The sequence below is a fragment of the Streptomyces sp. NPDC001450 genome, from assembly GCF_053597295.1.
The window spans coordinates 17433-29130 of the sequence record NZ_JBSFHY010000019.1; the positions used below are offsets into that span (position 1 = coordinate 17433).

An 11698-nucleotide genomic window follows, 5' to 3' on the forward strand; every position below is an offset into this window, starting at 1 on the left:
GCCGGGCCCCTGTTCCCAGGGGCCCGGCACCGGTGTGTTTCAGAGGTCCAGGTCCACGAACAGCGCCGCGTGGTCCGAGGCCGCGTTGCCCTTCGACGTGACGGTGTCGAAGGACTTGATGCCCTTCGCGAAGATTCCGCGGGTCTCCACACCGACGTGCTGCACCTCGGGCCACAACGACGGCGGGAGCAGCACGTAGTCGAGCTTGTCCCGCTCGCTCTTGCACTCCCCGTGGGTGCCGGGCACGCCGCGATAGGCGTGATGACTCATCACGTCACGCAGACCGGTTTCCCCCAGCTCCACGGCCGGCGCGCTGTTGGGGTCGTCGTTGAGGTCACCGGCGACCACGACGTGCGGGGTGCGCTCCAGCGCGGCCTGGCAGATCTCCGCGACCCGCCTCGCCTGGGCCAGCCGCAGCTCCGGATCGTCCTGGAACTTGCTCTTGAGATGGTTGCCGAGGATCACGAGGGGCGATCCGTCGAGCCGGATCTCGAACTCGGGGCAGTCACGGCTGAAGAGGCGCTGGTCGGGGCGTTCCGGGTTGGTGTCGAAGATGTGGCTCCGGACGGACGTGATCGGGTGACGGCTGAGGATCCCGATGTCGATGCCCCGGGCGTCGTTGCCGTCGATCAGCAGGTTGTAGGGGTACGGCCGCCTGCCGAGCGCCCCGGCCAGGACCTGCGTGTTGAAGCGCTCCAGGGCGAGCCGGTCCTCGACCTCCACCGTGAGCAGGATGTCGGCGTCGACCTCGGAGACCACCCGGCCGGTGTTGCGCACCACGTCCAGATCGAGGTCGTCCTGCCCCAGCTCGGCCCAACCGGCCCACCCGGAACGGCCCTTGGCGGTGATCTCGACGGTGGTGTCGTTCCCCGACCCGTGCGTCATGAACAGCCCGGAGCCCTCGCCCGGGCGGGACTGGTTCACGAAGATCGGCGGCGGGTTCAGCGGGTCGATGGCGTACGCCCGGTGCTTCTGGATGAGGCCGGCGATCTCCGCCTTGTCGGCGTCCTGATACGCCGGCAGGTCGAGGAGAGTGACCAACTTGGCGAAGTCGCTGAGGACTTCCTCGCGCTTGGCCGGATTCGAGAGGCGGAAGGCCGTGGGCCGGCGGAAAAGGTTCTCCATGTTGAAGGTGGCGATACGGATGCTCATCGCGGGCCTCCTCGGCGGCGCGAGAGCACCGCACGGCCGACGGCAGGCGCCGCCTGAGAGACTGCTCGCCGACAGTCCCATTCTCCGAGCTCCGCCGAACCGTGTCCAACGGAGCAGGTCTTGCGAATTGGTCCTCCATGAAGGCCCGGGATTGGCCCTGTCCGGGGATCACGCGGGTCACCAGGGTGGCCTCATGAGCCTTGCCTTCCTGCTGACCACCCTGGTGGTCGTCGCCACCCCGGGTACCGGCGTCGTCTACACCCTTGCCGCCGCCCTGTCCCACGGCCGCCGGGCGAGCGTGGTCGCCGCGTTCGCCTGTGCGCTCGGGATCGTGCCGCACGTCCTCGCCACCGTCACCGGGCTCGCCGCGCTGCTGAACGCGAGCGCGGCCGCCTTCCAGATCCTCAAGTACGCCGGTGTGGCCTGTCTGCTGTACATGGCGTGGGCGACGCTGCGGGACAAGGAGGCGATCGTCGTCGAGCGGGACAGCGGGCCCCGGTCGGCGGCGCAGGTGATCGCCCGGGGCGTGCTGATCAATCTGCTCAACCCCAAGCTGACGATCTTCTTCTTCGCCTTCCTGCCCCAGTTCGTCAGCCCCGACGAGCCGCACGCACTGCCGCGCATGCTGGGCCTCAGCGGCGTCTTCATGCTGCTGACCTTCGTCGTCTTCGCCCTGTACGGGGTGCTGGCGGCCTCCGTGCGCAGTCATGTCACGTCCCGGCCCAGGGTCATGGCCTGGCTGCGGCGGAGCTTCGCGGGGTCCTTCCTCGCACTCGGTGCCAAACTCGCCCTCACGGCCCGCTGAAAGACGGCTGCTGGAACTGGTGGCGCTGCAGGGTCGTCAGCGGCCCTGCAGCGCCTTCACGTTGTCGCCGAAGGTCCAGTTCTTCGAGCCGTCCCAGTTGATCGACCAGGTCATCAGGCCCTTGAGCGAGCTGCCGTAGTGCTTCCAGGCCTGGGAGACCAGGGACGGTGACATGTGGCCGCCGCCCGCGCCCGGCTGCGCGGGCAGCCCCGGCACCTGCTTGTCGTACGGCACCTTGACGGTCGTGCCCTGCACCACCAGGCCCTTGTCGAGGCAGTCGGTCTGGGCGGTGAAGCCCGCGACGGTGCCGGCCGAGTAGGAGTCGCCCGAGCAGCCGTACATGCTGCCGTTGTAGTACTGCATGTTCAGCCACCACAGGCGTCCGTTGTCGGCGTACTTCTTGATGATCGGCAGGTACGCGCCCCAGATCGAGCCGTAGGTGATGCTGCCGCCGGTGACGTAGGCGGTCTCCGGGGCCATGGTGAGCCCGAAGTTCGACGGCATCCGGGCGAGGACGCCGTCGATGACGCGGATCAGATTGGCCTGGGAGACGGACAGTTGGGAGATGTTCCCGCTGCCGACCAGGCCGGTCTCGATGTCGATGTCGATGCCGTCGAAGTTGTACTTCTTCAGGATCGGGACGATGGTGGCCACGAACCGGTCGGCGACCGCGCTGGAGGAGAGGTCGATGCCGGCCGCCGCGCCGCCGATCGACAGCAGGATCGTCTGGCCGGACGCCTTGGCCGCACACATCTCGGCGGGCGTGGCCACCTTCACGCCGCTGTCCATGCCGTCCTCCCACAGGGCCGTGCCGTCCGAACGGATGACCGGGAAGGCCGCGTTGACGACGTTGTAACCGTGCGCGGGGATGCGGGAGTCGGTGATGGGGGTCCAGCCGAAGGGCGGGTGGACGCCGCCCGCCGAGCCGTCCCAGTTCTCCCAGTAGCCCTGGAGCACCTTTCCGGCGGGGCGGGACTTCACGGCGCAGGTGTCGGCGGCCGAGGCGGTGGGGGCGACGGCGATCGCGAGCGGGGCGAGGGCGGCCGTGGCGAGCGCTGCGGTGAGCAGCCTGAGCGTGCGGCGGAGCATGCGGATCCTCCCGGTGGGGGTGCGGTGAGGCGTCGTAGGCATGACGGTGCGTCGTCCGTGGTGGTGTGCTGTTCATGACAGTGCATGTGGTCCAGACCTCTCGTCAATAGGTCTGGACCAACTGGTGGCTCGGGGGGTGACAAGTATGGACTGACAGATATTGAAATCTGTCAGCTGTCATGGCAGGGTGGAGGACATGACGATGCGAACCCGAACCCTCGGAACCACCGGCCCCCAGGTCTCCGCCCTCGGCCTCGGCTGCATGGGCATGTCCGCGCTGTACGGCGACGCCGACCGCGCGGAGTCCGTCGCGACCATCCACGCCGCCCTGGAGGCCGGCGTGACGCTGCTGGACACCGGCGACTTCTACGGCATGGGCCACAACGAGATGCTGATCGGCGAGGCCCTGCGCAACGCGCCCGCCGCCCTGCGCGAGCAGGCGTTGGTCAGCGTGAAGTTCGGTGCCCTGCGCGGGCCCGACGGCGGCTGGACCGGTTACGACGGCCGCCCCGCCGCGGTGAAGAACTTCGCCGCCTACTCCCTGCAGCGCCTCGGCGTCGACCACATCGACGTCTACCGGATCGCCCGCCTCGACCCGGACGTCCCGATCGAGGAGACCGTCGGCGCGATCGCCGAGCTGATCGAGCAGGGGTACGTCCGGCACGTCGGCCTGAGCGAGGTCGGCGCCGAGACCATCCGGCGGGCCGCCGCCACCGCGCCGATCGCGGACCTGCAGATCGAGTACTCGCTCATCTCCCGCGGGATCGAGGAGTCGATCCTGCCCACCACCCGTGAGCTGGGCATCTCCGTCACCGCGTACGGAGTTCTCTCCCGCGGCCTGATCTCCGGCCACTTCTCCCGCGACCGGCAGCTGGCGGCGAACGACTTCCGCGCCTACTCGCCCCGCTTCCAGGGCGACAACCTCAAGCACAACCTGAACCTGGTCGACGCGCTCCGCAAGATCGCCGAGCAGAAGGGTGTGACGGTCGCGCAGATCGCCATCGCCTGGGTGCTCTCCCGCGGCGAGGACATCGTGCCGCTGATCGGCGCCCGCACCCGCGAGCGGCTGAGCGAGTCGCTGGGCGCGCTGGACGTGACCCTGGACGAGGCCGACCTGACGGCGATCGAGCAGGCCGTCCCGGCGGACGCCGCGGCCGGCGACCGCTACCCGGCCGCCGCCATGGCCCACCTCGACAGCGAGCGCTGACCATGGCGCCCGGTACGGTCTAGGCATGGCACCGCCCACCGAGACCCTGACCGCCGAGCGCATCCTCGAAGCGACCGAGGAGGTGCTGCGCCGCCACGGCCCGGCCAAGGCCACCGTGGTCGACGTGGCCCGCGCGCTCGGCGTCAGCCACGGCAGTGTCTACCGGCACTTCCGCACCAAGGCGGCGCTGCGTGAGGCGGTGACCAAGCGGTGGCTGGACCGGACCTCGGACAAGCTCGCCGGCATCGTCGCCGGGGACGGCACCCCCGAGGACCGGCTGCGGGCCTGGCTCGCGGCCCTGTTCGAGGCCAAGCGGCACAAGGCGGGCGACGACCCGGAGCTGTTCCGGACGTACACGGTGCTGACCGAGGAGAACGTCACGGCGGTCGGCGAGCACATCACCGACCTGACCGCTCAGCTCACCCGGATCATCGAGGACGGCGTCGCCGCCGGCGCCTTCACCGCCCCCGACCCGGCCGCCGCCGCCCGCGCGGTCTTCCAGGCCACGGGCCGCTTCCACGACCCGGGCTACGCGCGCGAGTGGCAGCAGCCCGGAGTCGAGGAGGAGTTCACCGCGGTGGTGGACCTGTTGCTGCGCGGTCTGCTCACTTGACGGTGACTTCGAGGATCTTGTCGCTCATTCCCCGCACGGACGACGGACCCCCCTAGGACTCTGCCGTGCACCTCCAGAACTCCCGCATCAGCGGTGTCGGTGTCGGGTCGGCCATGCCCACCTGGGTGAGGAGCAGCGTGATCGTGCCGGTGGCGGGGACGAGGTGGGCCGTGGTGCCGGTGCCGCCGACCCAGCCGTAGCGGCCGGGCACGTTCCAGGGGTCGCACGGAGCGACGTCGACCTGGCCGCCGTAGCCCCAGCCCTGCCCCTCCAGGAAGAGCCGGCCGATCTCCCGCTGGCGGGCGCTGAGGTGATTGCTCGTCATCCGGCTCACCGAGGTGGGCGACAGCAGCCGCCGGCCGTTCGCCTCGCCGGCACCCAGCAGCATGCGGGCGAAGGCCAGGTAGTCGTCGGCGGTCGAGACGAGACCGCCGCCGCCGGACGGGAAGGCGGGCATCCGGCTCCACTCGCCGTCCGGGGTGTCCGCGAGCTCCAGGGTGCCACCGGTGCCCCGCCGGTAGTACGTGGTGAACCGGTCCCGTTTGTCCGTGGGCACCTCGAATGCCGTGTCCGTCATGCCGAGCGGCTCGAAGACCCGCTCGGCCAGGAACTCCGGGAGGCTACGGCCGGACACCCGCGCGATCAGCACACCCTGCAGATCGGAACAGGTGCCGTAGAGCCAGGCCGCGCCCGGCTGGTACAGCAGTGGCACCCGGGCCAGGGCGGCCAGCCAGGCGTCCGGGGCCGGGTAGGCCTGCGGGGCGCGGCCGTCCTTCTGGACCTCGAACAGCACCTGTACCGCCGGCAGGGTGAAGTCGGAGGGGAAGCCCCAGCCGGCCCGGGAGGAGAGCAGGTCCTCGACCGTGATCGGGCGGGCCGCCGGCACCAGGTCGTCCGGCGGGCTCGCGGGCGTCCGCACGGCCATCGGCTCGGCCAGCTCAGGCAGCCACTCGTCCACCGGATCGTCGAGACGGATCCGGCCGTCCTCGACCAGCATCAGCACCGCCGCCGCGGTCACCGGCTTGGTGATCGAGGCGATCCGGAAGAGGGAGTCCCGCGCCATCGGGGCGCGGCCGCCGACGTCCGCGTGGCCGACGGTCACCACCTCGACCTCGTTCCCGCGGGCGACCAGGGCCACCGCGCCGGGCACGGTCCCGTCGTCCACGTACCGGCGCAGGGTGTCGTGCAGTGCGGTCATGGCCCTCGGCCCTCCGGTCAGCCGTCGTCGTCGTACGTACGACTCCTGCCGCCGCCGGAAGTCATCGCCCCTACCCGCCGTCAGCGGGACGGCTGCCGGGTGCCCGCCGGGTCCACCGTCGCCTGGTGGGCCTCTGCCAGATGCTCCTGCGCCTTCAGCCAGGGCAGGAACTGGGCGCTCTTGCGCCAGCCGCAGGTGTCGCATCTGATCGTGCGCTGCACACCCGTGCGCTGCACCCGGACCACGTGCTCCCGGCCGTGCTGGTCCCAGCGGCTGACCTTGCTCGTGCTGTTGTCCTGCGGCATGACGCCTCCCCGCGTCCGGCACACCTCGACCACACCTCGACGGCAGGAGTGTGCAGCAGGACCAACATCGACAGGGAGTCATTCACGGCGAGTTGGCCAAGCCGTGTCCCGGCTCAGCCGACCGTGCGGGGCAGCCGCAGGCCGAGCAGACCGGTCAGGACGATCCCGGCCAGCTGCACCAGCAGGGTGATGACCAGCGCGTCCCGCATGCCCAGGTGCGGGACGAGGGTGAGGAAGAGGGTGCCGAGGGTGGCCACGCCCAGGGCGAGCGCGGACTGCTGGGTGGTCACCATCACACCGCTGCCGACGCCCGCCCGGGCCGGCGGCATCTCGGACATCACGATCCGCATCAGGTTGGGGAGTTGGAGCGCCTGCCCGGCCCCGGCGACGGCCGCGCCCGGCAGCAGCGAGCCGAAGTCCAGGTGCGGCCAGTCCCGCCAGGCGGCCAGGACGATCAGCAGCACGCCCACGCCCTGCACGGCGGACCCGGCGGTGACCACCCGGGTGCCGAACCGGGCGACGAGGCGCGGCCCGGCGAGCGAGACGAACAGGAACACCACGGCCATCGGCGCGAGCGCGAGTCCCGCCTGCACCGGCCCGAGCCCGGCCCCCTGCTGCAGCGCCAGCGCGATGACGAACATGAACCCGCTGAACCCGATCGAGAACGGCAGCATCAGCACCAGCCCCCGCCGCAGCGACGCCAGCGCGAACAGGCTCGGCGGCACCAGCGGCGTCCGCCCTTGCCGGTCCGCCCGTCGCTCCACCGCGTAGAACGCGGCCGCGGCGAGCGGGAACGCGGCCAGCGACAGCCACGTCCACAGCGGCCAGCCCGCGGCCCGTCCCTCGGTGAGCGGAGCCAGCAGCGTCAGCAGGGACACCGCGAGCAGGACGGTGCCGGGCCCGTCGACGGGCTCCGGGCGCTGCGACCGGGTCTCCGGCACGAACCGCACGGCCAGCACCAGGCCCAGCACCACGACCGGCACGTTCACGAGGAAGATCGACCGCCATCCGCTCCCGGCGATGTCCGCGGCGACCAGCACGCCACCGAGGATCTGCCCCACCACCATCGACAGCCCGGCCGTGGCGCCGTACAGACTCATGGCCCTGGCCCGCCGGCCGCCGCTCGTGGCGGCCTGGATGGTGGCGAGCACCTGCGGCAGCATGGCCGCCGCCGACGCGCCCTGTGCGACCCGCGCCGCGACCAGGCTCCAGGCACCCGGGGCCAGCCCGCACGCCAGCGAGGTCAGCCCGAAGGCGGCCATGCCCCCGAGGAACAGCCGCCGGCGCCCGAACAGGTCCCCGAGCCGCCCGCCGAGCACGAGCAGCACCGCGTAGGCGACCCCGTACCCGGCCACGACCAGTTCGAGCACGGCCTCACCCGCGGCGAGATCGGCACCGATGGTGGGCAGGGCGACATTGACGATGAAGAAGTCGACCAACGGCAGCGCCGCGGCCAGCAGAACGGTGAACAGCCCCGGCCCGCTCAGCACGGGGGATTCCGCCCGGGCGCGGACGGCGGGAGTCGTGACGGTCTCTGTCATGCCCCCGAGCCTGCGCGCGCCCTCAGACTGGTACCAGAGTCTTCTTGTCCTGGTACAAGAACCACCTGGAAACAGTGTCCGCGCGACGGCACCCTGGAGGTATGACCACGATGGCCCAGGAGACCGCCGCCCCGGTGACACGGGGTTCGGAGATCCGCCGGCACGAGCTGGCCGCCTTTCTGCGCAGCCGGCGTGAGCGCATCACGCCCGAGCAGGTCGGGCTGCCACGAGGCACCCGGCGCCGCACCCCCGGCCTGCGCCGGGAGGAGGTCGCCCAGCTCTCCGCGGTCGGCGTCACCTGGTACACCTGGCTGGAGCAGGCCCGCGACATCCAGGTCTCCGTGCAGGTCCTGGACGCCCTGGCCCGCACCCTGATGCTGGACGCCAGCGAGCGCGCCCACCTCTTCCAGCTGGCCGGCGCCACCGACCCGACCCCCGCCGCGAGCTGCCCCAGCGTCACCCCGACCCTGCGCCAGGTGCTCCGCGCCCTGGAGCCGATCCCGGCCTGCGTCCAGAACAGCCGCTACGACATCCTCGCCTACAACCGCACCTACGCCCGCCTCATGGGCGACCTGGACGCGGTCCCGCCGGAGGACCGCAACTGCATGCTCCTCGTGTACACCAACAGCGACTGGCGCGCGGCCATCGTGCACCTGGAGGACAGCCAGCGCCTGATGGCCGCCCGCCTGCGGGCCTCCATGGCCGGCCACCTCGGCGAGCCCGCCTGGAAGATGCTCCTCAAGCGCCTGGAGACGGAGTCCCCCGAGTTCCGCGAGAACTGGGAGCGCTACGAGGTGGTGGGCAGTCGCACCAAGACCAAGGAGTTCCTCAATCCGTACGTGGGCCACCTGACCCTGGAACACACGGACCTGTGGCTCGGGCCGGAGGCAGGGGCCCGGATGGTGACGTACAGCCCGAAGAACGAGGAGACCCGAGAGCGCTTGGAGAAGCTGCACGAAATAGCGAAGGGGAGCCGCACCACCCGCGGCTAGGCCCGCTCAGAAGCCCCCACAGCCTGCCGCGCCTCAGCCGACTCCAGCATCTCAGCCGTACGCTCAGCGGTCCGCCGAGCCCACCGCCCACTGCTGACCAGGCCGAGCACCAGCACGGCCACCCCACACGCCGTCAGAATCCACCAGCCGGGCCGCGCCGCCGACACGAACATGTCCTTGTACGACGACGAGCCGATCCCGGACGCGAGTACGGCTCCCACTACCGCCACCCCGAGCGTCTGCCCCAACTGCCTGCTGGTGGAGGCAACCGCAGCCGCAACCCCCGCCTGAGCCCGAGGCATCCCCGACACCGCCGTATTGGTGATCGGCGCGTTCACGAACCCGAACCCGATCCCGAACAGCACGTACCCGGCGAACAGCGTGGCATCGGACGTCTCCGCCTCGAACGCGGCGAACAGCACCCCGCTGGCGGTCATCGCGGCGCCCGCCACCAGCAACGGCAACCGCGGCCCCCTGCTGCCCACCAGCCGTCCGGACAGCGGCGCGCACAGGAACGTCGGCCCGGCCAGCGGCAGCATCCACAGGCCCGCGTGCAGGGCGTCGAGGCCGCGCACGTTCTGCAGGTACAGGGTGGACAGGAACAGGAAGCCGCCCAGCGCGGCGAAGGCGCTGACCGCGATCACGGTGGCCCCGCTGAACGGAGCGGAGCGGAAGAAGCGCAGGTCGATGAGGGGTTCGGTGCGCCGGGGCTCGTACCAGAGCAGTGCGAGCAGCGCGGCGCCGGCCACCACGGCGAGGGGGAGGACCGTGCCGAGCCCGGAGTCCGGTGCCTCGATGATCGCGTACGTCAGCGAGCCGAACAGGGCGATCACCAGCACCTGGCCGACCGGGTCGGGGCGGCGGGCCTTGGGCGCGCGGGACTCGGGGACGAAGCGCAGGGTCAGCAGCAGGGCCGCGAGGCCGACCGGGAGGTTGACCCAGAAGATGGAGCGCCAGCCGACCGACTCCACCAGCAGTCCGCCGGCGAGCGGTCCGGCCGCCATGGAGATGCCGACCACCCCGCCCCAGACGCCGATCGCGCGGGCGCGTTCACGGGCGCCGGTGAAGGTGTTGGTGATGATCGACATGGCGACCGGGTTGAGCATCGAGCCGCCGACCGCCTGGACCATGCGGAAGGCGACCAGCAGGTCCAGGTTCGGTGCGAGCGAGCACAGCAGGGAGCCGGTGGAGAAGACGACCAGGCCCGCCGTGAACACCTTCCGGCGGCCGATCCGGTCGGCGGTGGAGCCCGCGAGCATCAGCAGCGAGGCCAGCACCAGCGTGTAGGCGTCGATCGTCCACTGCAGGCCCGAGGTGGGAGCGTCCAGGTCCCGCTGCAGCGAGGGCAGCGCCACGTTCAGGACGGTGTTGTCGAGGCTCACGATCAGCAGGCTCATGCAGCAGATCGCGAGGATGAGCAGACGTCGGCGGTGGCTCAGCTCCGGCATGCGGCTCATCGTACGCCGATTTCAATAGTGCGGCTAACTAATGACTGTTACATGATCTTTGCCGATACGCGACAATGGAGCAATGCCCACGCCCGAGTCGCCCTTGCAGATCGGCCCGCACACCGTGCAGCCGCCCGTTGTGCTGGCCCCCATGGCCGGCATCACCAACGCACCCTTCCGCACCCTGTGCAGGGAGTTCAGCGGTGGCAAGGGGCTGTTCGTCAGCGAGATGATCACGACCCGGGCGCTGGTCGAGCGCAACGAGAAGACCATGCAGCTGATCCACTTCGACGCGACCGAGAAGCCGCGCTCGATCCAGCTGTACGGCGTCGACCCGGCGACCGTCGGCAAGGCCGTCCGCATGATCGCGGAGGAGGACCTCGCCGACCACATCGACCTGAACTTCGGCTGCCCGGTCCCGAAGGTGACGCGCAAGGGCGGAGGCTCGGCTCTGCCGTACAAGCGGAACCTGCTGCGGGCCATCCTCCGCGAGGCCGTCACCGGTGCCGGGGACCTCCCCGTCACCATGAAGATGCGCAAGGGCATCGACGACGACCACATCACCTACCTCGACGCCGGCCGCATCGCCGTCGAGGAGGGGGTCACGGCGATCGCGCTGCACGGTCGTACGGCCGCCCAGCACTACGGCGGCACCGCCGACTGGGACGCCATCGCCCGCCTGAAGGAGCACGTCCCGGAGATTCCGGTGCTCGGCAACGGCGACATCTGGTCGGCCGAGGACGCGCTGCGGATGGTGCGGGAGACGGGCTGCGACGGGGTGGTCGTGGGGCGCGGCTGCCTGGGGCGCCCGTGGCTGTTCGCCGACCTCGTGGCGGCCTTCGAGGGACGTACGGAAGCCCGTGCCGAAGGCACTGATGGATGCAGCCTGCGGCCGACCCTCCGGGAAGTCGCCGACATCATGGTCCGCCACGCCACCCTGCTCGGGGAGTGGATCGGTGACGAGGCGCGGGGTGTCATCGACTTCCGCAAGCACGTCGCCTGGTACCTGAAGGGCTTCGCGGTCGGCTCGGAGATGCGTAAGCGCCTCGCGATCACGTCCTCGCTGGCGGAGCTGCGGGCCGGCCTGGACGAGCTGGACCTCGACCAGCCCTGGCCGGCCGGCGCGGACGGCCCCCGCGGCCGCACGTCCGGCAACAACCGAGTGGTGCTGCCGGACGGCTGGCTGAAGGACCCGTACGACTGCGCGAGCGTCAGCGAGGACGCGGAGCTGGACACCTCGGGTGGCTGACCGACTTCTTTTGCCCGCCCACCCACCCGACTCGGTCGGCCAGGAGGTGACCGTCCGGGCTCTGCCCGGAGCCCCGGCGGCGCGCCGCGCAGAGGTACC

At 71.0% G+C, this 11698-nt stretch carries 11 protein-coding genes; 5 read left to right on the forward strand and 6 right to left on the reverse strand.

Annotated features, from left to right (window positions below):
* Nucleotides 1-39: 39 nt before the first annotated feature.
* Nucleotides 40-1152, reverse strand: coding sequence for an endonuclease/exonuclease/phosphatase family protein (locus ACWC5O_RS21880; protein ID WP_450589831.1), 1113 nt, complete (start codon nucleotides 1150-1152; stop codon nucleotides 40-42).
* Between the two features lie 193 nt (nucleotides 1153-1345).
* On the opposite strand from ACWC5O_RS21880, the gene ACWC5O_RS21885 reads away from it, so the two are divergent.
* Nucleotides 1346-1957 carry a LysE family translocator gene (locus ACWC5O_RS21885; RefSeq protein ID WP_450589832.1) on the forward strand — a complete coding sequence of 204 codons (612 nt, stop codon included), beginning with the start codon at nucleotides 1346-1348 and terminating at the stop codon, nucleotides 1955-1957.
* Nucleotides 1958-1993: 36 nt separating this feature from the next.
* Here ACWC5O_RS21885 and ACWC5O_RS21890 read toward each other — a convergent pair whose 3' ends face one another.
* Nucleotides 1994-3046, reverse strand: coding sequence for a chitinase (locus ACWC5O_RS21890; RefSeq protein WP_450589833.1), 1053 nt, complete (start codon nucleotides 3044-3046; stop codon nucleotides 1994-1996).
* Nucleotides 3047-3242: 196 nt separating this feature from the next.
* Between ACWC5O_RS21890 and ACWC5O_RS21895 the strand changes: the two genes are divergently transcribed.
* Complete coding sequence (locus tag ACWC5O_RS21895) at nucleotides 3243-4253, forward strand: aldo/keto reductase (protein WP_450589834.1); 1011 nt, start codon at nucleotides 3243-3245, stop codon at nucleotides 4251-4253.
* A gap of 25 nt (nucleotides 4254-4278) precedes the next feature.
* Complete coding sequence (locus ACWC5O_RS21900; protein ID WP_450589835.1) at nucleotides 4279-4866, forward strand: TetR family transcriptional regulator; 588 nt, start codon at nucleotides 4279-4281, stop codon at nucleotides 4864-4866.
* Nucleotides 4867-4918: 52 nt separating this feature from the next.
* Here ACWC5O_RS21900 and ACWC5O_RS21905 read toward each other — a convergent pair whose 3' ends face one another.
* The 3 genes from ACWC5O_RS21905 to ACWC5O_RS21915 form a co-directional block, all read right to left on the reverse strand.
* Nucleotides 4919-6064, reverse strand: a complete 1146-nt coding sequence (locus tag ACWC5O_RS21905) for a serine hydrolase domain-containing protein (protein WP_450589836.1) — start codon at nucleotides 6062-6064, stop codon at nucleotides 4919-4921.
* Nucleotides 6065-6144: 80 nt separating this feature from the next.
* The gene (locus ACWC5O_RS21910) at nucleotides 6145-6369 is read right to left on the reverse strand and encodes a hypothetical protein (RefSeq protein ID WP_450589837.1); all 225 of its coding nucleotides are present in this window, start codon (nucleotides 6367-6369) and stop codon (nucleotides 6145-6147) included.
* A gap of 113 nt (nucleotides 6370-6482) precedes the next feature.
* Nucleotides 6483-7910 (reverse strand): MFS transporter, encoded by a 1428-nt coding sequence (locus tag ACWC5O_RS21915; protein WP_450589838.1) that lies wholly within the window; start codon nucleotides 7908-7910, stop codon nucleotides 6483-6485.
* Between the two features lie 101 nt (nucleotides 7911-8011).
* Here ACWC5O_RS21915 and ACWC5O_RS21920 point away from each other — a divergent pair, with 101 nt between their 5' ends.
* Nucleotides 8012-8902: a helix-turn-helix transcriptional regulator gene (locus ACWC5O_RS21920; protein WP_450589839.1), complete on the forward strand. Its 891-nt coding sequence runs from the start codon at nucleotides 8012-8014 to the stop codon at nucleotides 8900-8902.
* On the opposite strand, the gene ACWC5O_RS21925 is transcribed toward ACWC5O_RS21920, so the two are convergent.
* Nucleotides 8899-10350, reverse strand: coding sequence for an MFS transporter (locus ACWC5O_RS21925; RefSeq protein WP_450589840.1), 1452 nt, complete (start codon nucleotides 10348-10350; stop codon nucleotides 8899-8901). The genes ACWC5O_RS21920 and ACWC5O_RS21925 overlap by 4 nt on opposite strands.
* Nucleotides 10351-10432: 82 nt before the next feature.
* Here ACWC5O_RS21925 and dusB point away from each other — a divergent pair, with 82 nt between their 5' ends.
* On the forward strand, nucleotides 10433-11599 hold the full coding sequence (dusB, locus tag ACWC5O_RS21930) for a tRNA dihydrouridine synthase DusB (protein WP_450589841.1): 1167 nt from the start codon (nucleotides 10433-10435) through the stop codon (nucleotides 11597-11599).
* Nucleotides 11600-11698: the final 99 nt, after the last annotated feature.